This window comes from Flavobacterium kochi (assembly GCF_048286715.1).
In the GTDB taxonomy this organism is placed as follows: domain Bacteria; phylum Bacteroidota; class Bacteroidia; order Flavobacteriales; family Flavobacteriaceae; genus Flavobacterium.
This window is the reverse complement of record NZ_JBLVPW010000014.1, coordinates 17,650-42,151: the sequence shown is the minus strand read 5'-3', so window position 1 is coordinate 42,151 and position 24,502 is coordinate 17,650. Positions and strand designations below refer to the sequence as shown.

General features: G+C 36.0%; 20 protein-coding genes and 2 pseudogenes. 7 read left to right on the top strand and 15 right to left on the bottom strand.

Annotation, left to right across the window (positions count from 1 at the left end; genetic code table 11):
• The first annotated feature begins 128 nt into the window (after nt 1-128).
• Nucleotides 129-392: a hypothetical protein gene (locus tag ACNQGH_RS13345; protein WP_417956506.1), complete on the top strand. Its 264-nt coding sequence runs from the start codon at nt 129-131 to the stop codon at nt 390-392.
• Nucleotides 393-847: 455 nt separating this feature from the next.
• On the opposite strand, the gene ACNQGH_RS13340 is transcribed toward ACNQGH_RS13345, so the two are convergent.
• The 3 genes from ACNQGH_RS13340 to ACNQGH_RS13330 are packed head-to-tail and all read right to left on the bottom strand — an operon-like array spanning nt 848 to nt 4,211.
• On the bottom strand, nt 848-1,774 hold the full coding sequence (locus tag ACNQGH_RS13340) for an MFS transporter (protein ID WP_417956505.1): 927 nt from the start codon (nt 1,772-1,774) through the stop codon (nt 848-850).
• Nucleotides 1,722-2,042, bottom strand: a complete 321-nt coding sequence (locus ACNQGH_RS13335; protein WP_417956504.1) for an MFS transporter — start codon at nt 2,040-2,042, stop codon at nt 1,722-1,724. Before ACNQGH_RS13335 ends, ACNQGH_RS13340 begins: the two co-directional genes overlap by 53 nt.
• A gap of 9 nt (nt 2,043-2,051) precedes the next feature.
• Nucleotides 2,052-4,211, bottom strand: coding sequence for a TonB-dependent receptor (locus ACNQGH_RS13330; protein ID WP_417956503.1), 2,160 nt, complete (start codon nt 4,209-4,211; stop codon nt 2,052-2,054).
• 477 nt (nt 4,212-4,688) lie between these two features.
• Here ACNQGH_RS13330 and ACNQGH_RS13325 point away from each other — a divergent pair, with 477 nt between their 5' ends.
• On the top strand, nt 4,689-4,862 hold the full coding sequence (locus tag ACNQGH_RS13325) for a glycine cleavage system protein H (protein ID WP_417956502.1): 174 nt from the start codon (nt 4,689-4,691) through the stop codon (nt 4,860-4,862).
• Nucleotides 4,863-4,983: 121 nt separating this feature from the next.
• Here ACNQGH_RS13325 and ACNQGH_RS13320 read toward each other — a convergent pair whose 3' ends face one another.
• From ACNQGH_RS13320 to ACNQGH_RS13285, 8 genes and pseudogenes are all read right to left on the bottom strand, one after another.
• The gene (locus ACNQGH_RS13320) at nt 4,984-6,183 is read right to left on the bottom strand and encodes an MFS transporter (protein ID WP_417956501.1); all 1,200 of its coding nucleotides are present in this window, start codon (nt 6,181-6,183) and stop codon (nt 4,984-4,986) included.
• A 103-nt stretch (nt 6,184-6,286) separates the two neighbouring features.
• On the bottom strand, nt 6,287-6,487 hold the full coding sequence (locus ACNQGH_RS13315) for a GDCCVxC domain-containing (seleno)protein (RefSeq protein WP_417956605.1): 201 nt from the start codon (nt 6,485-6,487) through the stop codon (nt 6,287-6,289).
• A 57-nt stretch (nt 6,488-6,544) separates the two neighbouring features.
• Nucleotides 6,545-6,877: pseudogene (locus ACNQGH_RS13310) on the bottom strand (MerC domain-containing protein); the annotation flags it as partial.
• Nucleotides 6,878-6,921: 44 nt separating this feature from the next.
• A complete protein-coding gene (locus tag ACNQGH_RS13305) occupies nt 6,922-7,158 on the bottom strand; it encodes a hypothetical protein (RefSeq protein ID WP_417956500.1) in 237 nt (78 codons plus the stop codon).
• 78 nt (nt 7,159-7,236) lie between these two features.
• Nucleotides 7,237-7,605, bottom strand: coding sequence for a metal-sensitive transcriptional regulator (locus tag ACNQGH_RS13300; protein ID WP_417956499.1), 369 nt, complete (start codon nt 7,603-7,605; stop codon nt 7,237-7,239).
• Between the two features lie 77 nt (nt 7,606-7,682).
• The gene (locus ACNQGH_RS13295; protein ID WP_417956498.1) at nt 7,683-7,955 is read right to left on the bottom strand and encodes a thioredoxin family protein; all 273 of its coding nucleotides are present in this window, start codon (nt 7,953-7,955) and stop codon (nt 7,683-7,685) included.
• 833 nt (nt 7,956-8,788) lie between these two features.
• Complete coding sequence (locus tag ACNQGH_RS13290) at nt 8,789-9,505, bottom strand: MBL fold metallo-hydrolase (protein WP_417956497.1); 717 nt, start codon at nt 9,503-9,505, stop codon at nt 8,789-8,791.
• Between the two features lie 64 nt (nt 9,506-9,569).
• A complete protein-coding gene (locus tag ACNQGH_RS13285) occupies nt 9,570-10,142 on the bottom strand; it encodes a Crp/Fnr family transcriptional regulator (RefSeq protein ID WP_417956496.1) in 573 nt (190 codons plus the stop codon).
• A 391-nt stretch (nt 10,143-10,533) separates the two neighbouring features.
• Between ACNQGH_RS13285 and ACNQGH_RS13280 the strand changes: the two genes are divergently transcribed.
• Both ACNQGH_RS13280 and ACNQGH_RS13275 read left to right on the top strand, forming a co-directional pair.
• Complete coding sequence (locus tag ACNQGH_RS13280; protein WP_417956495.1) at nt 10,534-11,085, top strand: hypothetical protein; 552 nt, start codon at nt 10,534-10,536, stop codon at nt 11,083-11,085.
• A 286-nt stretch (nt 11,086-11,371) separates the two neighbouring features.
• Nucleotides 11,372-11,563 (top strand): annotated as a pseudogene (locus tag ACNQGH_RS13275) (ferritin-like domain-containing protein); the annotation flags it as partial.
• Between the two features lie 444 nt (nt 11,564-12,007).
• Here ACNQGH_RS13275 and ACNQGH_RS13270 read toward each other — a convergent pair.
• From ACNQGH_RS13270 to ACNQGH_RS13260, 3 genes are all read right to left on the bottom strand, one after another.
• Entirely contained in the window at nt 12,008-13,090 is a 1,083-nt protein-coding gene (locus tag ACNQGH_RS13270; protein WP_417956494.1) for a PepSY-associated TM helix domain-containing protein, read from the bottom strand.
• A gap of 121 nt (nt 13,091-13,211) precedes the next feature.
• Entirely contained in the window at nt 13,212-15,344 is a 2,133-nt protein-coding gene (locus ACNQGH_RS13265) for a TonB-dependent receptor (RefSeq protein ID WP_417956493.1), read from the bottom strand.
• Nucleotides 15,345-16,142: 798 nt separating this feature from the next.
• The gene (locus tag ACNQGH_RS13260; protein ID WP_131993911.1) at nt 16,143-16,394 is read right to left on the bottom strand and encodes a helix-turn-helix domain-containing protein; all 252 of its coding nucleotides are present in this window, start codon (nt 16,392-16,394) and stop codon (nt 16,143-16,145) included.
• Nucleotides 16,395-16,978: 584 nt separating this feature from the next.
• On the opposite strand from ACNQGH_RS13260, the gene ACNQGH_RS13255 reads away from it, so the two are divergent.
• Genes ACNQGH_RS13255 through ACNQGH_RS13245 form a run of 3 tightly spaced genes read left to right on the top strand, consistent with a single transcriptional unit; the run spans nt 16,979 to nt 24,054 of the window.
• Entirely contained in the window at nt 16,979-20,017 is a 3,039-nt protein-coding gene (locus tag ACNQGH_RS13255) for a SusC/RagA family TonB-linked outer membrane protein (RefSeq protein WP_417956492.1), read from the top strand.
• Between the two features lie 10 nt (nt 20,018-20,027).
• On the top strand, nt 20,028-21,422 hold the full coding sequence (locus ACNQGH_RS13250) for a RagB/SusD family nutrient uptake outer membrane protein (protein WP_417956491.1): 1,395 nt from the start codon (nt 20,028-20,030) through the stop codon (nt 21,420-21,422).
• A gap of 13 nt (nt 21,423-21,435) precedes the next feature.
• Entirely contained in the window at nt 21,436-24,054 is a 2,619-nt protein-coding gene (locus ACNQGH_RS13245) for a S9 family peptidase (RefSeq protein WP_417956489.1), read from the top strand.
• A gap of 170 nt (nt 24,055-24,224) precedes the next feature.
• On the opposite strand, the gene ACNQGH_RS13240 is transcribed toward ACNQGH_RS13245, so the two are convergent.
• Nucleotides 24,225-24,491: a hypothetical protein gene (locus tag ACNQGH_RS13240; protein WP_417956488.1), complete on the bottom strand. Its 267-nt coding sequence runs from the start codon at nt 24,489-24,491 to the stop codon at nt 24,225-24,227.
• Nucleotides 24,492-24,502: the final 11 nt, after the last annotated feature.

Sequence of the window (24,502 nt, the reverse complement as noted above, 5' to 3'; positions counted from 1 at the left end):
GACTATATACTTCAATGTACAATCTGAAAAAACACAAAATTTAGTTTGGAATAACTTTTCTTGGTAATTTGTAGTACATTTATCTTAGTCTATCTTCTTTTCAAAAGAATATTTTAAAATGGTATCATATGCTAGCAAGAACAATTGAAACACTAAAATACTCACTATTGGAATATCGTTTTTATTTCCTTAGTATCACATTACTATTGGCTCTTTTGATTTATAATCATAAAGAAACTCTCGCTTTGGAGAAAGAACTCGTCCGAATAGACAAACAACTTAACATGAATAAAGTCACTTTCGAAAGAAGGCAAAAGGAATATAATGAAAAAGCAAAACAGCAGCAAGCAAAACTTGAACGTATGCTAAAAGAGATTAATTCACATAAATAGGAATATTCTAAAAAGACCTCGGTATCTTCCTGTTTTATTTTCTTCCAACTCCCATTATAATACCTCTCCCTCAATTGCTTATAAATGTTCCCTCTCAGTGAAAGTCCCACAAACCACACTACAACAATCCCGATTATTTCATACATTCCATTCCTCAAAGATAGAACGGATGGTAAGCTACTCTTTCATCATAAAGTCAGTTACGCCTGAATTGATAGGCTTTATAGCGGATTTGATAGATTCTTACTAAGAGCAAAAAAAGAGGCACATTTGCCTCTTGATAATCTCTTCAAAACCTGTCTGTAACTCTATAGAAGCCGACTCTTAACCGTTCCGTTCAACTCAGGTTTCATTGTTCGTGCTACGTACGCAACGAAACCTTTGCTGTTAATGGTTACCTTCTTTCAATAGTGATACAATGTTCATTATTTTGCAAAATCCACAAAACTAAACCACTATGGACTTTCAGTCCATAGTGGTTTAGCTTCCACAAAAAATGAGAAGTAAATGTTAATAAAAATTGTTGCTATTCCAGTAATTATAAATGTGACATTTGCACCAAATTGATACCAAATTAAGCCTGCTAATGAACTCGCTAACATTGTACAAATACTTTGAAAACCTGAATAGGTTCCGATTGCTGTTGCAGTATCTTTTCTGTCGGAAATATTACTAATCCAAGCTTTGGAAATCCCCTCAGTAGCTGCTGCATAAACTCCATAAATAAAGAACAGCATTGCAATAGCATAAATATTAGTACTGAAAGCCATCCCAAAATATACGATTGAAAATAAAAAAAGTCCAAATAGAAACATTTTCTTTAATCCTATTTTGTCTGCAAAAATTCCTATTGGAAATGCGCAAAGCGCATAAACCAAATTGTAAAAATTATAAACCCCAATTACTGCCGTATCAGTTAGCCCTGCCTGTTTTGCTTTTAGTAACAAGAAAATATCTGAACTATTGAATAATGTAAATGCCAGCAACCCGATTACTAATTTTCGATACTGTAACGGACTTGTTTTCCAATAATTTAGAAAGGAGAACAAAGGTGTCGGTTTGCTTTCTATTGGATGGGCTTTAGTTTTGTCTTTCAAAAAAAAGGAAGCCAAAACCGCAAGTAGCCCAGGAATAAAAGCGACATAAAAAAGTGTTTTGTAATCCTGTGGATAAAAGTATAGATACACTAATGCTATTGCGGGTCCTAGAACTGCCCCAAAAGTATCCATTGATCGATGAAAACCAAAGATTTTTCCTTTGTTCTCTGATGTTGCCTCATCCGATAAAATAGCATCTCTTGCACCTGTGCGAATCCCTTTCCCGAAGCGGTCAATAGCTCGTGCAAAGAAAATCCAAAGTGGAAAAATAAAAACTGCCATCATTGGTTTTTGAAATAGTGCTTAAAGCATAACCGAGTTGAACAAACGGAACACGTTTTCCGGAATTGTCCGATAATTGTCCGAAATATCCTTTGCTTAAACCTGCCAAAGCTTCTGCAAAACCTTCCAAAACACCGATTAATACAATAGAAAATCCGATTGTTTTTAAATAAATTGGCATTATTGGGTAAAGCATTTCGCTTGCCGTATCGGTAAACAAACTGACTATGGATAATATCCAGACGGTTCGTGTTATTATTATTGTTTTCATTTATTTTTTTTACAGCTTAATTTTAATTCCACCGTTCAATATAAATCCGTCTGTTGGCGTATAAACTTCTCTAAATTGTGGATTCTGAATTGTTCCCGAATACATATTTTCCCATTTCGATTGTCGACTGTCCAAAAAGTTTTCAAGGTTCAAGAATAAGCTAAAATACTTGAATTTGTATTCTCCTGAAACCCCCATAACCCAATAATCCCTAACTTTTTCGTTGTTTGTCAAATATTGATTTCCAACATAAAAAACCTCATAAGCGATTCGCAATTTTTCTTCCCATTCATACATTACGTTTGCGTTTATCCTATGTTTTGCGGTTAATGGATTTACGGTTGAATTATTATCGAAATTTTTCTGAGCATCAATGTAAGTGTAACCAATGTAACAATAAATGTATTCAAAACGGAGTTTTACGTTTGTTTCAAAACCTTTGGTTTCTATATTTCCGTTGGCATTTTCAAAGGCATAATTTACTGTCAGCGGAACCGGATTAAGAACCAAAGGGTTTTTGATAATGGTGTAAAAAAACATTTGGTTAATGGCAAAACTTACCTCGTCAAAAATGGTAGTTTTGTAATTGACATCAGCATTTAATCCATACGATTTTTCAGGATTGACTTTTGAAAAGTCAAATGAATTTATATTTTGAAATGCTTTTTCTTCGGTTTCTTCCGAGAAAATGGTTGGTGATTTGTAACCTAAACCACCGCCAAATCGTGAAGATAATTTTTCGTTGATTTTATACAATAATGACAAACGAGGCAAAACAAAAACATTGCTTCTGTTTGTAATGTCTAAACGTAAACCGCTTTCCAAAATAAATTTTTCGGTTATGTTCAGATTGTTTTGAGCAAAAATACCAAAGGCAGCATTGTAATAATCTAATTTGTCGGCGACTAAATTAATTTGTTTGAAATTATCCGAAACTAAATTCGCTCCCAAATTCCATTCTGATTTTTCGTTTGGAATCAGATAATTGGCTTCTGTAAAAGTGGCTACTTGTTGCCCTTCAAAATTATAAGTTTGTTTTTCTATTTTTCGGTTAAAATATCCAACGCTATTTTTAATTGTCAATATATTTTTATTGTCAAATGTTTTTTCAAATTTTGCTTGTGTCGAATATCGGTTACTGTTATTTCGCTCAAAAAACGTATGTGTAGCATCTGTATTATTATCAATCACTTCCATATCTCCACCTATCCGTTTTTCAAATCCTGCGTTAACACCTAAGCTAAATGTTGTTTTTTCATTTGGATAATAGAAAAATTTTGGACTTATGGTATATCTTTCGAATTTTGGTATATCTGAAAAACCGTCATTATTTACATCGTATGCTTTTTGGGAATTACTTGAAGCATAAATTGTAAGTCCTGATTTCTTGTATTTTTCAGCATAAAAACCGCTTAAATCCAACGCTTGCGTTTGATTTATGTTTGCCAAAAATGAAATTTCTCTTGTGTCAGTTGGTTCTTTTGTAATCAAGTTTATCAATCCCGCAATGGCTCCGCCGCCATAAAGTGTTGAAGTGGAACCTTTGATTACTTCTACGCGTTTTAAATTCAAAGGAGGAATTTGCAAGATACTCAAACCACTTGCAAAACCTGAATACAATGGAAATCCGTCTTGTAAAAGTTGCGTATATTTCCCGTCTAATCCTTGAATGCGGATACTTGCACTTCCCGAAACTTGGGAAGTTTGTTGCGTTTGAATTCCCGTGCTTTCGGTAAGCAACATTTTGATATTCCCCGGTTGCATCGAGGATTTTTCGTCTAATTCGCCCGCTGCAATCGCTTCGATCCGAGTCGGAGTGTTTTTTATTGTTCGGCTACTTCTTGTTGAAGTAACTTTAACTTCTTCCAATTCTTCCGATGTTGGTTCAAGAAATATTACAATGGTTTCATTTTGAGGAAATAAAATGTTTCTTTCAATTTTTCGGTAACCAAAAGAACTGAAAACAATGGTTTGTTTACCGTTGGGAATGTTTTCAATTACTACAAAACCTTTTTCGTCAGAAGTGGAACCGTTTTGAGTTCCTTTTAGAAATACAGAAACGCTATCGAGTGCTTCTTTTGTTTTTTCATCTTTGATGATTGCTTTAAAAGTGTTTTGGGCGGTTGCTAAAATTGGAAATAGCAAAAGAATGAATATTATTTTTTTCATTTTGGATTTAAATAGAATTGTTCTGAAATAGTAAAATTGACAACTGCGTAGCAATTGCCGAAAACGTTAAATCAGAAAATCATCAAATCAAGTAAGAAGAATACAGAATAAAAAGCTTATCCCGTTTTGGAAAGAAAGAGCTTTTGTAGAATGAATTGCATTTAGATGCAGGTAGAATTGCACTTAAATGGAATTGGATTGGTGTATCACAATTAATGTCGCAATGCGGAATACTTTGTGTTACACTGTTTGCACAGATTTGGTTACTAAATTGTTGAATATAGGCGTGACTTTCATTTTCAAAATTAGCCTTCTCCTCGGTATCCGAAAATTCAAATACGGTGTTGACATAGCAACACGATATCAGAATTAGAAGTACTATTTTAATGCATCCTTTCATCGTCGCAAATGTACAAACAATAATTTTATTTTGTTGGCAATTGATGTAGTCTTTGTCTGTTAGTGACTTATTCATTTATGCCTGTTTCCGGCAAAGTGTTAGAAATAAACAACGACCTCAACAACGAACCAACTTTACTAAACACCGACCCTTTCGAAAATGGTTGGATGTTAAAAGTGCAGTTGTCTGATAATACCGAATTAGACAAATTATTTTCAGTTGAACAATACAAAGAAAAAGTAGAAAACTAAATTTCCATAAAATATTAAAAAAGGATGTTTGTTGTAAAATGAACTGCCCCCAAATAGTGTCTTTTTGGGTGCAGTCTATAAAAGACAAACATCCTTTTTTATTTGCTCACAATTATTAAGTCTAAATTGAAGTAATTTTTTTCCTTTCATTTTTAAATAAAATGAAACCTAATAATGATAACGCTAACTGAAATATTGAAAAAATAATTAAAGCTTGGATTAAACCAAAATTAAGTAACAAACCAAATAAATAACTTCCTAAACCAAACCCTAAAAAAAGCATAAATACATTTAAACTCATTGCTTGTCCACTTCTTTCTTTCCCTACTTGTGTAATGATTCCTGCAAGTAGTGGTTGTGTTAAATCATAACCCATTGATAAAAAGGTTACAGCTAATACAGCAATACCTAATGGTATATTAAATACAAGTAAAATAGCAGACAATCCGCTTAAAGCTAATCCAAAAGGCAATAATTTCCATCTCCCATATTTATCAGCTAATTTACCTATGTAAGGTCCTAACAAAAATCCTGGTATACCATAACCTAACAGTGCCAACCCAATTTCTAAACCATTTAAATTGAATGTTTTTTGAAAGTAAAAACCTAACCATGTAAAAACACCCGCATGAAAAATTGCATTAAAGAATACAAAAACATATGCTATTATACCTCTTTGTGATGATAATAATTGTTTATATCCATTAAAAACTATAGGCAATGTCAACTGAAGTTTTGTTCGTTTAGGAATTTGTATTTTTTGGTAAATATTATATAATATTACACCTATAATTGCGGCTATTATTGATACCCCAATGAACAACATTTTCCACCCAACAAATGGCTCAAGTATTACTCCTAATGATGAGCCAAATGCTCCGCCACCAGCCATTGCTCCAAAAAGCCATCCAAGCGACCGTCCTCTTTCTTCAAAAGAATAACTTTGTCCTATCCATGCCAATGAAAGAGGCACGACACCACTAGCGCCAATTCCAGTAATAAAACGCCAAATGATCAATTGATTTATTGATTGTGAAAATGCAGTTAAGGCCGTCAATACAGAAAAGGCAAATAGTGAAGTAATTATAATCCCTTTCGTCCCTAATTTATCTGCAAGCAATCCATAGAAAAGTGTTGATATACCATAAGGAATAAGATATGCTGTTACTGTTAAACCAACAGTTTGTTCAGAAGTTTTAAAAAACGTTGAAAGGCTAGGTATCAATGGCGCTACCATGTATAATTGAAAAAAAATTATAAATGTTGCAGCCGATAATGTATAAAGTAAATACTGTCGCTCTTTATTCTGTAAATTATCCATTGTTTGTTTTGTATTTTTTTATTTCAATTTCATTTCTTTCTTTCTTTGCCATGGTAGTTATATTCTGGCGACAATGTATGTTTAGTTTATGATTACAACTTTTTCACAATTGCATAGATGGACATTTTACCGTTCCGTAACTACAATAAACGCAACAATCTCCCTGCCTTGGTTTTAAAACTGTTTTACAGTTTTCACATTCATAAAAAAATTCACAGGCCTCATGAGGCATTATTTCTTTTTTGCTGTAACCGCAATTTGGGCAACTAATAGTACATTGGAAAACAAGAGATTTTTTAGTCAAGATAGGAGCGCAATTAGGACAGGATCTTGCTTTTCGTTTTGCGAAGTGATTAAATATTGTTGCGATAAGTAAACCAAACATTCCAGTATAAATAATCACAATAGAAAATAAAAAATAGTAAGAGGTGAGAATTATTGTTGCGCTCAAAAGAGCTATCAACAAAGGAAGAATATTTTTGTGCTTTCGATACGACCAGTACTGTCCAAAAAGCGATAGCAAAACCATCGCTATAAAGAAGTACCAAGTTAAACCACCAAATAATTCAACGGTTCCGAGCCCTAAGAAAGATAATAGAAAACCATAAAGGGGAAAACAGCAAGGAGAAAAAAATGCTGTAATAAAAAGTCCAGCTGTAGCAATTTTATCAACTGCTTTATTCAATGTTATCATAAAATAAAAAAGAATTTAAAAAGGGAGCATTACTCCCTTTTTGATTATTTTTTTTCACAACAACTGGCTTTGCCATTTGTGTACTTACAGTCTGCCTTGCCTTTATCAGGACAGTTTTGAATAATAGGACAATCCGCTTGTCCTTTTTTAGGACAATTTTGATATTCAGGACAGTCTTTTGTTCCTTTTAAAGGGCAATCGCTTTTAGCATTAAAAGCGTAAAGAGTGCCTCCTATTGCAAACGTTGCAATGGTCAAAATTAAAATTACATTTTTTTTCATTGTACTAATTTTAGTTGTTAATAATTTAAAGACAGGACAAAGGTAATATGGGGTTAGGGGTGGTCTCCTATTTTTTTTTCAAGTATTTTTTTCATTATGTTCTTTAAGTGTTTCGGCAATTTTCGCTATCTCTTTAAATTTATTTACAATTTCATCAAGTTTAAATTTAGGAAATTGGGATTTAATAAAGTCTATTTTTTCTTCATTACCGCAATTTCCTGGACAGGCATCAGCCGCTTCAACAATTTTGATAGCAAGCGCTTTTCTATAAACTTCATCGAGCATAAGATTATATGCTTTGTCAAGACCATTATTAACGGATTTAAATTGTATGATGATCTTTTCTAAATCCTCTTCATTGTCTAACATTTTAATAAGTCCTTCTGTCTGACCTTTTATGGTCGACAAACGTGTTTTAATGTCTTGTGTCAAATCTTTTGGTAGCATAATAATTCAATTAAATACATTCCAGACTCTTATTTGAGAATATGGAATGTATTGTTAAACAAATGTAGCGGCTTTTGTTAAATTGTCTGTCCAATACCAGCAGCAGCTAACGCTTCTTTACTTACCTCATTGCCTTTGCAGCAGGACAATAATTCTCCGTTTACAGCTACGGCAGGCAAGGAAGTAATATTATATTCCTTCATTTTGTCAACGCAAACTTTTGAGTCGCATTGCTCTGCAAGGTTATAAATGGTTACTTCACAAGAACTACAAGCCATTTCCTTTACGAGTTTTACTACAGGTTCACATACCGGACAACCGGCTGTAAATACTTCAATTTGTCGTTTCATTGTATTACGTTTTTAATGATTAAAATTAATTACGCTACAAAGATGGGGTCGGTCAGGGGGTGGTCTCCAAGTTTAGTTTCAATTATTTTCGGTTTTCAGTCGAGCGTTGGGAAAATTCAGGCTCTTTTGGTTTTTTCAGCGTTGGCTGATGTGTCGGCAAAAACCAAATGTGCCTGAATGTGCGGCTGGTTTTTTTTAGCTTGTGGGTAACGTTAAGCTGGCTATGCGAAGTGCCTTCTCACATCCGCTTACCAAAAATAAATAAATTTTTACAAATTTTACTACTGACAACAAAAAAGCGGATAAGGCATTTTGCATAGCCAGCAGTTGTTTGCAGTTACTACTATTCTTCATGGTCTTTCTCATTACTTTAAAGATAATAATCTTATGCAAAAAAAAGACATCTCAGCATCTTTTATTTTATCTCTAACCGAAATTATTTATTTCTTCCTTTATTCTTCCAACTACCATTATAAAAATAATCTCTCCTAAACTCATAAATCTTCCCTCTCAGGTAAAGGCCTAAAAACCAAGCCATAATAAATCCTATTATTTCATACCATCCCATACCTCAAATATAGAACGCATAGAGACTTACTTTTTTAGCATGAATTCAAATAATCCTGAATTGATAAGTTTTAATCCTGAATTGATAAGTATTCGGTATCGCTATAAACAATAAAAGATGCCTCAATGGATCTTTTATTGTTTCTTACTCTTCCAACTATCATTTTCATCATAGCTCCTCCTAAACTTATAAATCTTCCCTCTCGGGTAAAGTTACTTATTAGCGGCTGCCATTTTTGTAAGTCAATATCCATTAATTTAATGGTCTATATTTTCAAGATATTATCTCTATAATATATTAAAGATTTTCTGGAAACTGGATTTCCGTGTCCAAGATAAAACGTTTCGGTATTTAATGAGAGTATATGATTAATACTGTTTCTTACCTGTTCTAAATTGTCGTGAAAAGGAGGGTGTTTCATTCTTGAGTTAAATGCAATTCCACCAAGTAATATCCCTGATGAAGCTAAATCCATTATTATTGCATTTCCATCTTCGAGAATAACAGACAAAGAACCTGGGGTGTGTCCTGGTGTATGAATTACTTTTCCATTAATGCCATAATTGGACAAATGGTATTCTTCGTTTCCTTTTAATACAATATCGGATAAACAAGGTGATGCGGTATCTTTTACTAATTTAGGTTTAAGAACAATATCCCAAATTTTATTGTTAGGTTTTAATGTTTCAAACATACTTTTGCCTGTTTCTAAAGCTTTCCTGTCCAAGTCATGCACTAGAATTGGTGCTTTCAATAGCTCTTTTAATTCTTTGGCACTACCAAAATGGTCAATATGTCCGTGTGTTATGATTATTAAGCCAATATCTTCTAATTTGATACTGTGTTTATTTAATTGTTTAATGATTTTTTTCTCACTGTTAGGAACACCTGTGTCAACCAATATATGTTTTGTTTCTCCTTTTATAAGGAAACAATTTATCATACCCAATGGGAAGATTGATAACTGAATGATTTTTTGCATTTTTTATTTTTTTTGAATACTGTGCAAAATTCAGTTTTAAAGAAATAAAACTACTTGATAAATGTTAGGAAACTATTTTTTTTCTAATTCTACTTAAAGATTCTGGCTTAATTCCTATATAAGAAGCAATATATTGTATCGGTACATTTTGAATTATTTCTGGTCGTTCTGCCAACAATTTTAAATATCGCTTTTCAGCAGAAAGTGTTAACAAGTCAGTAGTTCTTAGCAAATTAAATGCTATTGCCTTTTCATATACTTGTTTACAGAAAGTACTCCAAATTACACTTTCCTTGGTTAATGTATCATAGTCTGATTTGGTAATGTAAAGTACATCGCAGTCTGAAATACATTTAATATTTTCTTTTGAAATAATTCCTGAAACAAAGCTATTAAAGCTTGTTATAAAATCATTTTCTCCTATAATTTGAGTTGTAATTTCTATGCCGTCTTCGTTAGAAAATGTCCCAATAAAACCATTTCTAATAAAATAAAGTTTTTGGGCAACAGTATTTTCTTTTTCAAGAGTGGAGCCTTTTGCAAAATTCTCATATTTAAAAAAATTTGTCAATAGTTTAATATCTGCATCAGAGACGGTAAAGAGGAAGGAGATATATCTAATTAAAGGTTCAATCATCGTATTGCATTTTGTCTGTATGGTTTGCCGCTAAACGTCAAACTGTCTAATAACCGAAATCTGGCTCCTGAGAATCGTCTATTTGAGATTTTTCAAAGATAGGAGCCGAATATCTAATTCTCCATAAGAGATTTTTAGACAGTCTGAGGTTCCTTCTATATGCAGGTGGAAAATTAGTTAGCTTTAATTTTTGGTTTTCACTAAACCAAATATACAAAAAGAACTTTCAGTTTCGCCAAAACTCCACTTGCATGAAACCGCCTTATAGGAAAGCGCAACACAAAGTTTACTTTAATTACTGCGAGGAATACTTATTAATGTGAATAAAAAATTGGTTAACAGGAAATTGGTCTCGGTTTTTTATTTAATATTGTTTTTTTATAAAATTGAAATGAGAGAAGGAAAAAGACCGAGAATTGCCGTTGACAAGGGTGATCAAATAGTTGATGTAGAAACATATTCAACTAACAAGTGCTCGAAAAATGCCAAGCGTTTATATGACTCTACACACGGATTTAGATCTGATGTTTGGACAGATCAACACTATATGATTCGGTTACATATCGGAGATGAGAATGGTATGAGAGAAGGAATTGATATTGAAGATGTAAAAAATCTTATAAATGATACTTTTAATCATGTGGTTAATTATGCACTTAAATATGGTACAATTATAAATTTTCCTCCGTTTATACCAAATAAATCGGTTAGGATTGTACTCCAAAATAGAATGGACGTTGTTGACGATATTTTAAATGTTGCAATAGAATATCATTTTGTTGATGTGAATACTTATGAAATAACTATTTGGACTGCAATGAATACAAGAGACTTTTTTATTCGTGATGGCCAATATGTCGTTCAATTACATCACGACAAAACCTGTTTGTCTAAAAGTATGAAAAAAACTTTAACCCAGCTGTGCGAATTTGAAAGGCTGTAGATTATAGAAGATTATCTAAATTAAAGATAAATAGTAATCAAAAGAAAGTAAAAAATCACAAGCTATTTAGAATACGTATAAATAGAGTCTTTATTTGTTAAAATTCACCGATAAGTAATGATAATTAATGATAACAATTATAAATTTGTACTATCTAAGACAGGATAAAAAATCTGAAAGGCCGTTAAGGCAGGATTTTTAATCTGAAAGGTCTTTTAAAAAATTAGCCTCGTATTTTTTATATGGGGCATTTTTTTTGAGACAATTGAAATACTTTACCCATGCGTTTTCTGAAAAAGATTATGCCACACACAACTTTTTGCAATGGTACGTAGCCGAACAAATTGAAGAAGAAGCCCAAGCTAAAATTATTTTAGACAAAATCAACCTAATAGGGGATGACAAAGGTGGTTTATATCTATTTGACAGGGATGCGCAACAATTAACCTTAAACGGCTCCACATCCAAAGGGCACTAAATAGCTAAACACCATTTAGAACACCTGAAAATTACGTATCTTTATCTTGATTTTAATTCTTTGTAAATTGGGTAAAAAGGATAAAAATAAGGGAAAGAATAAGGATAAAAAAAAGTTCCTTAAAAATGGTACTGCTACAGAAAACCTCAAGTCCAAATGTTGCTAAAAATACAAAAAAGGCGAAGACAAACGCTGCAAACGGTGCCCTAGGTTTGATTTGCGTAAAAAAGTAGATTGATTACCTATTCCAATGAAACTGTATAGCACCCTATTCCAGTGTAAACTAAACAGTTTTTTAATGATGCTTCTGTTGTTAAAATCAGATATTTTTTTTTAGTTGTTTTTCATTTTTTTTCGCATCGATTCCCTTTTTTGAGTTCGAACCTAATTGCCGAGTGAATTATCCGATCCAAAATTGACATTGGCTATTGATTTTGGATAAAATCATTTGACATGTTTCGATTTTACTTTTTGCTTCCTGCGCCACATCACAAAACCTGTAATAGGTAAACTCGCAGCAATTAAAACCGCAAAAAAGACTATTAATTTACCAAAAATTCCAAAAACAGATCCCGTGTGAATCCCAAAAATTGAATTTTTAACTTTCTCGGCCGTTGATGCATTTTCATCTAAGTCTGTTTGCAATATTTCTCCAGAGAATTGATCCACAAAAAATATATTATATTTTGGAATATATTCATAAGCGTATTTCAATTTCACACGAATGGAACCGTCGCTTTCATTCGGATAGTAAATACTTGATTCTATGCAATTGGGATACTCTTTCTGTATTTGTGCATAGATTGTAGCAATGTCCGTTTCCGTCGGTTTTTGCATTCCCGAATCGGGCCCCCATTTGGTATAGGGTTTACTGTTGGTAACTGCAAACGTAGCCTCCTTCACAAAATCATACGAGAAAAACAAACCAGTACCCGCAATAAAAACCAGAATGAAAGAAGCGTAAAAGCCACTAATTCTATGCAAATCAAAATTCAATCTTTTGGCAGACTTGTTACTTACGGTAAAATAAGATTTCAGCTTTTTAAAATTGGTTGGAAACCACAAAACCAAACCCGAAATCAACATAAAAAGGAACACAAAAGTTGAAATTCCGATTATATTTTCGCCAATATCACCTAAAAGCAAAGTGCGATGAATCTCTAAAATTAAGGCAAAAAAGGAATCTTTACTATCGAGAGACATCACTTCCTTTCCGTTGTAAGGATTATAGGCTACTTGATTTTTTTTGTCTCCAAGAGTAATTGTCGCATTAGGATCACTTTCTTTCTGTTTAATGAATTGCAGCTTATTTTTAGCATGGTTTTTCTTGAAAGAATCAATCACAACATCAAGCGGCACACGGCTTGAATTTTGCTGATTTACGTAATCAAAATCATGTTGGGTATAGCTTGTTATTTCTTCTTCAAAAACATAAATGCAACCTGTAACAGCGACTATAAAAATGATAATTCCTGAAGCCAAGCCTAACCAAAGATGCAATTTCCGGATTGTTTTTTTTAAATTCATTACAAATGTTGAAGGTTAGCTTTGCAAATTTAACATTAACTTCTTTTTAAAAGACTCTGTCTTTAAAAAAGAAGTATCTTTTATTGATACTTCTTTTTCTTCTTTTTTTAGATTTGAAGGGCTAAAAACTATATTGTACTTGCAAAGTGGCTCTTCTGCCCGGTGATTTCACATAGTCTTGATTTCTCGCCATCCACCATGCGATATTTGGAGAATAGTCTTTGTTAAATAAATTCTCGACACCTAATGATGCTTTAAAATGCTTGTTAATTATATATGAATTGCTAATGTTGAAAACTGTATATTCTCGCACAGGCCCTTCATTAAAACTATATTTATTTGTTTTCGGATCCGGGCTAAACCGGTCTCTTTCAAAATTATGCAAAGCACTTAATTCGACATCCCAATTTTTCAAAGGCTGAATTTGAATGTAGCCTGTAACTTTTGGCGCCATTATTCGAGCACCATTTATGTATTTTTCATAAGAAAAGTTGTTGTCATTATCAACTTTTCCTTCTATCCAGGCATACGAACCGCCAAAACTCAGATAAGCCGAAGGCTTGAAATTAACAACAGCTTCATACCCCCAAATACGTTCTGGAGCGCGTTGCATAACATAAGATCCATCAGGTTTTTGAACTGAGGATGCCCCTAATTTTGAAGTACTCGAAAATCTTGCTACTTCGTAATTAAACCATTTTACTGGTGCTCCGGCCAATCCAACTTCATAGTTCTCAACTATTATCGGGTCTGTCGGTAACTTTGAGACAACACTTGTGGTTGCACTTCTTAATATTCTTCCAATTTCATTAATGGAAAACGATTGGGAATAGCTTGAAAAAATACTTATTGCAGGCAAAATATTATATCGGACTCCCATATTCCAAACTAGTGCATTGTATTCCAAATTACCGCCTTTAACAAAAATGCTTTGGGGATAGGTATTTGTTTTTGTGTTTAATATCGGAAGCGTATTAAAATCATCTACTTTAACTCTAATATTTTCATATCGAGCACCTGTTTTTATTGTAAACTTATCCAACGCATCAAATTTAATCAAAGCAAATGGGGCAGTATTCTGCATATTCATTTGTGGTGTCCAAAAACGACCGTCCTCCAGTTTTTGCACCGTGGCATCTTGAAGCAAGTCCAACCCATAAATTATTTCTGCTTTATAATCAGCTTTAGAAATCAGACGTGAGTCGAAATTTGCTCGAAGACCTATTTTATTCGATTTTACGTTAGATTGTCCGCCGTTAAGAAATTGCACTTTATCATAGAAAAAAACCGTTCTAAAGTCCTGCGAGTAGGCGTTTACATTTAATGAAGTCCCTTTCCAGATTTCCGAATTAGAGTAGCTTAACCTGAAATTATGATTTCTTGGAGTTCCCTCTGGGGTTCCTGGCCTATCTGATATTTCTATCCCAATGGAAGGAGTTACACCCCATTCGCCAATTTTAATATCTTGGTTTAAGAATGATTTTGATGCATATCCAATATAGGATGCTTCTATTCTTTGTTTTTCGGATATTGCATACCCTATTTTAATCAGTCCATTATAGGTATTCATATTGGCCAAGCTATAGTTTGGGGCAATATTTACAGAATTAGCATCCTTTAACAATCCTGACCTATCGTAGGTAAATCCCAAAACATAATCAAAACGTTTCTGTTTTCCATTTAAAGAAACAGATGTTCTATATCCAAGCGATTCGGTAAAAGTTGCTGGTTGGGTCGCGAGTCCGAACTGGACAGAACCTGAAACAATTTTATCCTGACGGCTTTTCTTGGTTATGTAATTTATGATCCCACCATCTGCGCCGTTTCCATAAATTGACGTGCCCCCTTTTATAACCTCGATCCGTTCTATTGAAGCTGCATCGATAACCTGAACGTCTCTTCCTCCATTTCGCAACGGGGTAGATTGCGGTATGCCGTCTATCATTACTAAAAATGGCCTTCCTCTTAAGGTTTGTCCATAATTTGAAGTTTGATTACTTGAAGTTGCTAAACTAGGAACGGTATATTGCAGAATACTACTAATGTTTGAATTAACTACTGACTGGGTTTGGATCTTTTTCTCTCCAACAATAGTAACCGAAGAGGTTACTTCTTTTATACTCTCTTTTTTGCGACTAGCGGTTATTATGATATCATCTAATTCGTTGACTTTTTCTTGTGAGTTAATTTTTTCTTGTGCAAATCCAAAAAAAGGCATTAAAATAAGTAAATAAATAATTTTTATTTTTTTCATAAAGCGATTTAAATTATGTTAATTTTTTTTGCAAATATATATGTTATTTTTAATTGTTCTAAATAAAAATACTATTTTTACAAAATAAATTTTAACACATTTTTAACTATATGAAAAAAGTAACATTGCTGATTTAGGTAAGATCGTTTGCCTTAAATACTTACGGCCAAAACAAGAAAACAGCAGACATCAAAGCCAACTAAAACAAAACACAATTACGGTTTATAATGGGTTGAATTGGTAGAAAATCAACCAAACAAAATTGTGATGTAACATCTTTTAATAGTAGGAAAAACTGATAAAGACATTGTTAAACATTAACGACAAAATTGGTTATATGAAAAACACAGGTTTGTACACTTTCTTTAAAGACAGAACTTGGAAATTTCGAAAAATTATCTGCTAAATGGAAAAGGACAATGGACTCAAAAAGTATATCAAGTAGACGATAGCCGAAGATATGAAGGAAATGCTATGTCAGACGGTCTAATGTGTTATAGGCAGTGCTTATAATAAGTTATTGATTGAGTTTTTTTGTGTTTAAATAGTCTGTGAAATTTTTCAAGTGTTGTTGCTAATTCCATAAATAACTAAAATGTCTGTAAACCAAGCCACAATAAACTCTATAATTTCATACCATTCCATACCTCAAATATAGAACCTATAGAGAGTTACTCTTTTAGCATGAAATCAATTACTCCGTTTTCTACAAGCTTTAATCCCGAATTGACAAGTATTCAGTATCGCTATAAAACAGAAAAAGATGCCTAAGCATCTTTCAAATTCTTATTTTTTTGTTTACTCATCAACTCGGTATTTTTTAATATCAAATTCAAAATCAAACAACTCTTTAGGATGAACTTGTAAAGCTCTAGCAAACTTCATTAAAGTTTTTAGCGTTAAATTTCGTTTACCACTTTCATACTTACTTACCTCTGCAGAATCAATACCCGTCAAAAATTCAATGTCCTGTTGAGTTTGGTTATTCTTTAATCTTATTTCAGAAATTCTTCTTCCTATATATTTTTGTAAATCTGCATTTAATTCCATTTCAATATGTTTTCAAGCAATTTCCATTTTATTAGTAAAAATATTATTGGGATATATGCCAGTATTTAAAAAATATTTCTATATTTGTTTCCTATTCAGAAATGAATTGTATTTTTGCGATCCTTCAAATAAAATATTGAAGCATTCGCTTAGAATCTAGCTCTTGAAAACTGGTAATTTTTGCAACTAGATGATAAGTAAGATGCTCACGTCCCATGGCGTGGGCTCACTTATTGTTGCACGGTATACCAGTACCTCAAGGGCAGTAAGCTGAGTTCCATGCCATTTTTTATGCCCTGATGTTACTCACTTCAATTCTTAGCACCGCTTCCTTTTTTAAGTTTCGCATTACCATTAATTAATTGAATTAGTTGGGAAAGGCTCTGCCACCGTCTGGCTGCAACAGGCAACGGCAGTTGGCTTTCCTTAAAAAAACTTTAAAAAAATGCCAATGAATTAAAAAAAACACAAAAACCTTTGTGCCTTAGCGGTACAACAAAAAAAATGGCCCTCTATCTCGTCGACAAACTAACTAGAGGACCGTAGCTAATAAAACTAACGTTTCACATAACCAACCCAATATTATGAAAATTATTTCATTAAACAAAGGTGGTTCGGCTTTTTGGTACCTGATTCTTTTCGGGTTATCACTATCCTACACCCCAGCTCCTGCAAAAACCGTACTGAGGCAAATGCAGTCTCTACCCCAACAAAGCCAAATAAGCGGCACCATTACTGATGGCACCAACCCCTTACCAGGCGTTACTATTTCCATAAAAGGAAAACCAACAGCAACAATTTCCGATTTCAACGGGCATTACAGTATAGTCGCATCACCTGACGATACATTAGTTTTCTCTTTTATGGGCTTCAAAACAGAGATAGTTCCCATACATGGACAGAAAATAATTAATATACAATTACAAGAAGACGTAACCTCTTTACAAGAAGTCCGTGTCAATGCAGGCTACTATTCCGTAAAGGAAAGTGAACGTACCGGAAGTATTGCTAAAATCACGGCTAAGGACATTGAGAAACAACCCGTCAATAATCCCTTGGCAGCGATGCAAGGCCGCATGACGGGTGTCAATATCACACAGTCCACCGGTACTCCCGGCGGTGGATTCGACATACAAATCAGGGGAATGAACAGCATCCGCACCGACGGCAATGCGCCATTGTATATTGTTGACGGTGTACCGTATAGTTCCCAATCTTTAGGCTCTGTGATGACCTCCGGCAGTATCTTGGCAGGAACGGTAAGTCCGCTCAATAACATCAATCCTTCCGATATCGAAAGCATCGAAGTTTTGAAAGACGCTGATGCCACTGCCATCTATGGTTCCCGAGGATCTAACGGTGTGGTACTCATCACCACCAAAAAGGGAAAACAAGGAAAAACCAAATTCAATCTGAATGCCTATTCCGGTTTTGGAAAGGTGACCCGTACCATGAATTTATTGAATACACCGCAATATTTAGCGATGCGCAAGGAAGCCTTTGCCAATGATGGGATTACGGAGTATCCTGCCTATGCTTACGATATAAATGGAACCTGGGACCCCAACCGCTACACCAACTGGCAAAAAGAACTTCTGGGTGGCACTTCCCATAGTAACAACATTCAAGCAGCGGTATCGGGAGGAAATGCCGAAACACAATTCCTACTCAGCGGAAACTACCGCAAGGAAACCACTGTTTTCCCAGGTGATGCCCATTATGATAAATTTGCCGTCCACAATAGCCTGACACACCGCTCTGCCGATGAACGGTTTCAGCTAAACTTTTCGGCAGACTATTCCACTGACAAGAACTCGCTTCCTGCAAGCGATCTTATGTATCAGGCAACCATTTTGGCACCCAATGCCCCTGCACTGTATGATGCTCAAGGGAATCTGAATTGGGAAAATGGAACCTGGAACAATCCGCTCAGTTATTTGAAAGGTACCTATTTGGCAAACACCAACAATTTAATCGCCAATACGGTACTGTTGTATAAGGTGTTACCAACATTGGAACTAAAAACAAATTTAGGATATACCGAGTCTCATGTACAGGAAAACCGCACCGCTCCCTCCACTATGTACAATCCGGCCTACGGATTGGGTAGTGAAGTGTCCATGCTTTTTTTAAACAATGCGACGCGCCGATCTTGGATCATCGAGCCTCAGATCAATTGGAAAAAAACTTTAGGAGGAGGTGAAATAAATATGCTGGCAGGAACTACTTTTCAAAAACAGACGGCACAACAACTGTCCCAGTACGGATCGGGTTTCTCCAGTAACAGTCTACTGCACAATCTCGCCGCTGCGGCCTATCTGACCATAACCAGCGATCAATTGACGGTGTACAAATACCAAGCTTTTTTTGGCAGACTCAACTACAATTGGAAAAGCAAATACATCATCAACCTGACCGGAAGACGAGACGGTTCCAGTCGTTTTGGTCCTGGTAATCGTTTTGCGAATTTCGGAGCCGTTGGCGCCGCATGGGTATTCTCCAAAGAAGAATTTATAAATAATAATAATAATAGCTTCCTAAGTTTCGGAAAATTACGCGCCAGTTATGGTACCAGCGGAAACGACCAGATTGGGGATTACCAGTTTTTGGACACCTATGAGATTACGGGCAACAATTACAATGGCGTTATAGGGATACAACCTGCCCGCTTGTTCAATCCTGCTTTTGGATGGGAAACCAACAAAAAAATGGAAGGGGCGGTGGAACTCGGTTTTTTAAAAGATCGTATTTTCCTGACTGCCGCTTATTTCCGCAACCGCTCTTCCAACCAATTGGTGGGAATTCCATTACCTGGAACTACAGGATTCTCCTCTTTACAGGCGAATCTGAATGCCACCGTACAAAATACAGGTTTGGAACTGGAACTGCGCACGGTCAATTTTCAAAAGAATGATTTCAACTGGACAACCACCCTAAACCTTACTATTCCCAAAAACAAGCTGGTGGAATTTCCGGATTTAGAAGGTTCTACCTATGCCAACACACTGGTAATTGGAAAAACATTGAGCATCCAAAAAGTGTATCACTTCACAGGAATAAATCCCATGACTGGAACATACGAATTTGAGGATTACAATGGAGATGGCAAAATCACAGGACCGGAAGACCGCCAATGGATTGAAGATACCGCGCCGCGCTTTTTTGGAGGCTTTGGAAACCAACTGAGCTATAAAAATTGGGGAATGGATTTCCTGTTTCAGTTCGTCAAACAAAAAGCCCGAAATTACCTGTACACCGCTTCTTGGGTAGGTGATTTTTCCAACCAGCCTGTGGCCGTCTTGAATCACTGGCCACAAAACGGAACAACTGCCGAAATACAGCAGTATACAACAGGAGCCAATGCAGCAGCACTGGATGCTTATTTCCTCTATAGCAATAGCAATGCCTCGATCAGCGACGCTTCATATATCCGACTGAAAAGCATCAGTTTGTCCTATACGATTCCAAAAGAATGGGTAAACGGCATGACGGGAAAAATCTATTTGCAGGGACAAAACCTGTTGACTTTGACAAACTACAAAGGAGCCGATCCTGAAAACCAGTCGGCATTCTACTCCCCTCCCTTACAACAAGTAACTCTCGGAATAAATCTTAGCTTATAAATATTTACATATGAAATACTACCACCAAATAAAAATAGGAATTATTATACTATTCATAGTAACGATATGCTTATGGCTCAGCTCCTGTGAAAGTTTCACCGAAGTGGACTTACCTCAGTCACAGCTCACCGGAACGGCTGTCTTTGAAGATGTCACCACGGCAACAGCCGCTTTATCTAATTGCTATGCACAACTTCGAGAAAGTGGCATGCTGTCCGGAAATCCCGACGGGCTTTCCAACTTGATGGGAAACTACTCAGACGAACTGACCTATTATGGAAGTCCGAGTTCCCCTGTAGAGGATTTTTACAACCATACGGTACTGCCTTCTAATGCTTCGGTATCCGCAATGTGGAATACTGGCTACAGCCAAATTTATGGCGTAAATGCTATTTTGGAAGGGCTTGAAAACACAACAGCAATTTCCAGTGAAGACCGCAACCGTTTAAAAGGAGAAGCCTTATTTCTTCGGGCATTCCTGCATTTTTACCTGCTCAACCTGTACGGGGATATTCCCTACATCGATACAACCGATTACAAAAGGAACAGTACAATTTCAAGGACTGCAGAGAACGAGGTGTACCCAAAAATAATAGCCGACTTAATCCAGTCCAAAACTTTGTTAACGGATACTTACACTACAACGGAGCGGGTTCGTCCCAATAAAGCAGTGGTTTGCGCCTTACTGTCAAGAGTGTACTTGTATACAGAAGCGTGGCAACAAGCGGAAGAAGAAGCCACTGCAGTAATCAATAACACCGCGCTTTACCATTGTGAAGCAGATTTAGATAAGGTCTTTTTAAAGGAAAGTCCATCAGTGATTTGGCAATTGCATCCCGGTATTTCAGGTCTGAATACCCATGATGCCCATACTTTTATTTTTAGCAGTGCTCCACCTCCTATTGCGGCAATAAGTAACAATTTGGTAAACGCGTTTGAAAATGGTGATGAAAGGAAAAATCATTGGCTGGGCAGTGTAACCGATGGAACACAAACTTGGTATTATCCTTACAAATACAAACAGATTGCCAATACGGGAACCTCTCAGGAATATGCAATTGTATTGCGATTGGAAGAACAATACCTCATCCGTGCCGAAGCCCGAGCGCATCAGAATAATTTGATAGGTGCTAAAGAAGATTTGAATGTAATCCGTCATCGAACAGGATTGGTAGATACGAGTGTCGACACTCCCGAAAATGTGTTGTCGGCTATTCTTCAGGAACGCAGGGTCGAATTATTCACCGAATTAGGACAGCGTTGGTTTGACCTAAAAAGAACAGGACAAGCCAATGCCGTCTTATCCCCCTTAAAACCGGGATGGAAAAGCACCGATAAATGGCTTCCCGTACCCGCAACAGAATTACTGTTAAACAAAAACCTACATCAAAATCCAGGATATTAAAATGAAAAACAGGATGAAACTAAAAGTAAATACGAACTGGCTCTTTCTCCTTTTGATACTGGGGATGGGCTCCGCTTGGAGCCAGTCCTTTTCAAAAAGGCAGGTTCAACCCAAAGACTATGCCTTATGGAGTACCCTTTCGGATGAAAAAATTTCAGAGGATGGAAATTGGATCAGCTACAGGCTGAACTACCAATCAGCAAAGGATACCTTGTTTGTACAAAACACGCAAACGGGAAAGAAACAGTATTTTCCAACTGCAGAAAATGGTCTTTTTAGTCCCGACAGCAAATGGTGGCTTGCCCAAGATCCTGAAAAAGGAATGGCACTGCTAAACTTAAAATCAGGGACACTACAATGGATGCAGGGCGTTGTTAAATATGAGTTTGTGGGTGCAGGAAACTATTTAGCATTGTTGAAGCAGGAGCCAGAACAGGAACAGGTACTCCACATACGTAATGTCTTGACTGGAAAGGAACATAGCATAAGCGGTATTACGGAATATAGTTTTAACGCAGCCGGAACGATTTTGGCCTGCGTGATACCGAAAGAAAATGCGGTGAAGCTGATTCGAATGAATGCTGATTTTACCACTGAAACAGTGGTTCAGGAAAAAGGGTCCCGTTATAAAGACCTCACCTGGAACAGCAAAGGTGATGCTCTTGCTTTTTTTCAGGAATTAGACCAAGAAAGCGGTAAACTAAAAAATCACAAGATTTACTATGTGAAGCAATTGGAGCATATCCCCAAATTATATGTTTTAGACCCATTACTGGCAACTGATTTCCTGAAGGACCAACATATTGTGATTCCATTTGCTCGTGTACCGTTACAAATTTCAGAGGATGGGAAGCGCATTTTCTTTAATGTGGCTTCCTGCGCAATGCCAGCACAGGAAAATGATACGGTACAGGTATGGAATACTGTAGCATCAGGAACACACCATGGACAACAGCCAGACCCAGCCCATATTCCTAAATTGGCAGCGTGGTGGCCCGAACAAAGCAAATTAGTGCAAATTGCAACAATCGATTTACCAAACGCGTTGCTGACCGATAAGCAAAACTATGCATTGACCTTTAATAACCGGGCCTATGAGCCTCAGTATGAATTTGAAGCGGTACCCGACTTCTACCTGACCGATTTGAATACAGGGAAAAGCAGTTTAGTGGTAAAAAAACAACTCCGTTCCAGTGGAACTATAGGAGCATCACCCCAGAGTAGGTATATCAATTACTTTAAAGATAAAAAATGGTGGGTATACGATCCTATATTGAAAAAAAACACCAATGTTACAGCAGTAATTCCCTCACCGGTTTATAACTTGGAATTCGATCAGCCTGGAACAACCACTCCCTATGGTAGTCCAGGTTGGACGCAGGACGGTAAGCTTATTGTGTATGACCAGTATGATATCTGGATAGTAACTCCAGATGGGAAAAACGCAAAAAGACTGACCCAGGGGCGCGAGCAAAAAATACGTTTAAGGATCTACCAAAATTTATATGAAAGCGGCGTCATCAATACCTTATCTAATTTACCAACCCATACTTTTAACCTTAACAAGGGAATCGTACTCGAAGCTCAGGGCGATAATAAAGCCTCAGGATATTATTACTTGGAAAGCAATGGTCATTGCAAAGCGATGGTATTTAAAAATGCAAGAATCAGTATGCTAAGAAAGGCAAAGCAAAGCGAAAAATATTTGTATAAGGAAGAGTCGTTTGAAACAGCCCCACAATTACAGCTTTGGCGCAAAACGATGAAAAAAGAGCAGGTGATATTGAAAACCAATCCGCAGCAGGATAAATTCTCCTGGGGGCATTCTGAACTGATTTCCTATACCAACCAAAAAGGGCAACCCTTGAAGGGGGTATTGTTTTATCCTGCAGGGTTTCAATCCGGGAAAAAATATCCTATGATTGTTCACCTATACGAAAGACAATCCGGTATGATGCATCACTACATTAATCCTACACAATACAATTCCGATGGATTTAATCCGGTGAATTATACATTCGAGGGCTATTTAGTATTCTATCCAGACATTGCCTATGAAGTAGGAACACCGGGACAATCTGCAGTTGCAGGTGTACAAGTAGCCATTGATTCGGTTGTCGCTAAGGGTATTGTACAATCCGATCACATTGGTTTGATAGGAGGTTCCTTTGGAGGATATGAAACTGCCTTTATTATTTCACAAACAAATAGGTTTGCAACAGCAGTCGTGGGTGCCGCCCTTACTGATTTAGTCAGTAGTTACCTGAGTATGCAATCCGATGGCGACCGCTCCCAAATGTGGCGTTATGAATCCGCACAATTGCGAATGGGTACCTCTTTGTTTGCCAATTACAAAGGATATATCGAAAACTCACCTATAGCGCAAGCTAGCAAAATAAATACACCAGTATTGATTTGGACGGGCCAGCAAGACCCTAATGTGAATTGGACGCAAAGCATTGAACTGCATTTAGCGTTGCAAAGACTGCAAAAGCCACATACTTTTCTGGTTTATCCCGGTCAAGGGCACGCCATTGGCAAACCCGAGTCTCAAAAAGACCTCGATAAAAGAGTAAAGGAATGGTTTGACAACTATCTTAAAGAGAAACCCTTTACTGAAAACAGATCCTAAAGCATTAAACAATACCACTTTGAAATACTGATTAATTCCTTTTTTATTCCCTTTTCATTAGAACGTTTTGGGGATTTGGGAAAAACGAAGATAAAAAAACAATGCCGAACCTGAGGTTTTCAAGTTCGGCATTGCCATTTTCAACAACTAAATTATAGTTTCAGAGCGTCTTACGGAATCTTTTTGTAAAGCACCTGTGGACAGGCTGTACCGGATGCGTTCAGTTTGTACAACTGTTGCGCACCGCTGGTACACATCTGAGGTTTAACAATATCGGAACATTCCACAGTTGTTTCACTACAAGTGGAGGGAAGTCGTCCGTTAAAATCAGTTAAAGAACTGACAGTAGGTCGGGAAATGTTGGCTGCAAAAGCCCCTGCTACCGCTAAAACGATAGCTGCAAAAGGCAATGCCTTTTGTACAATACGTGTTTTCATAATGATAAAAT

Coding starts and splice junctions, on each gene's coding strand:
- ACNQGH_RS13240 (WP_417956488.1), bottom strand. CDS start 24,491: ATGAAAACACGTATTGTACAAAAGGCATTGCCTTTTGCAGCTATCGTT.
- ACNQGH_RS13245 (WP_417956489.1), top strand. CDS start 21,436: ATGAAACTAAAAGTAAATACGAACTGGCTCTTTCTCCTTTTGATACTG.
- ACNQGH_RS13265 (WP_417956493.1), bottom strand. CDS start 15,344: ATGAAAAAAATAAAAATTATTTATTTACTTATTTTAATGCCTTTTTTT.
- ACNQGH_RS13295 (WP_417956498.1), bottom strand. CDS start 7,955: ATGAAACGACAAATTGAAGTATTTACAGCCGGTTGTCCGGTATGTGAA.
- ACNQGH_RS13255 (WP_417956492.1), top strand. CDS start 16,979: ATGAAAATTATTTCATTAAACAAAGGTGGTTCGGCTTTTTGGTACCTG.
- ACNQGH_RS13290 (WP_417956497.1), bottom strand. CDS start 9,505: ATGCAAAAAATCATTCAGTTATCAATCTTCCCATTGGGTATGATAAAT.
- ACNQGH_RS13335 (WP_417956504.1), bottom strand. CDS start 2,042: ATGAAAACAATAATAATAACACGAACCGTCTGGATATTATCCATAGTC.
- ACNQGH_RS13305 (WP_417956500.1), bottom strand. CDS start 7,158: ATGAAAAAAAATGTAATTTTAATTTTGACCATTGCAACGTTTGCAATA.
- ACNQGH_RS13250 (WP_417956491.1), top strand. CDS start 20,028: ATGAAATACTACCACCAAATAAAAATAGGAATTATTATACTATTCATA.
- ACNQGH_RS13270 (WP_417956494.1), bottom strand. CDS start 13,090: ATGAATTTAAAAAAAACAATCCGGAAATTGCATCTTTGGTTAGGCTTG.
- ACNQGH_RS13325 (WP_417956502.1), top strand. CDS start 4,689: ATGCCTGTTTCCGGCAAAGTGTTAGAAATAAACAACGACCTCAACAAC.
- ACNQGH_RS13300 (WP_417956499.1), bottom strand. CDS start 7,605: ATGCTACCAAAAGATTTGACACAAGACATTAAAACACGTTTGTCGACC.
- ACNQGH_RS13285 (WP_417956496.1), bottom strand. CDS start 10,142: ATGATTGAACCTTTAATTAGATATATCTCCTTCCTCTTTACCGTCTCT.
- ACNQGH_RS13330 (WP_417956503.1), bottom strand. CDS start 4,211: ATGAAAAAAATAATATTCATTCTTTTGCTATTTCCAATTTTAGCAACC.
- ACNQGH_RS13340 (WP_417956505.1), bottom strand. CDS start 1,774: ATGATGGCAGTTTTTATTTTTCCACTTTGGATTTTCTTTGCACGAGCT.
- ACNQGH_RS13320 (WP_417956501.1), bottom strand. CDS start 6,183: ATGGATAATTTACAGAATAAAGAGCGACAGTATTTACTTTATACATTA.
- ACNQGH_RS13280 (WP_417956495.1), top strand. CDS start 10,534: ATGAGAGAAGGAAAAAGACCGAGAATTGCCGTTGACAAGGGTGATCAA.
- ACNQGH_RS13260 (WP_131993911.1), bottom strand. CDS start 16,394: ATGGAATTAAATGCAGATTTACAAAAATATATAGGAAGAAGAATTTCT.
- ACNQGH_RS13345 (WP_417956506.1), top strand. CDS start 129: ATGCTAGCAAGAACAATTGAAACACTAAAATACTCACTATTGGAATAT.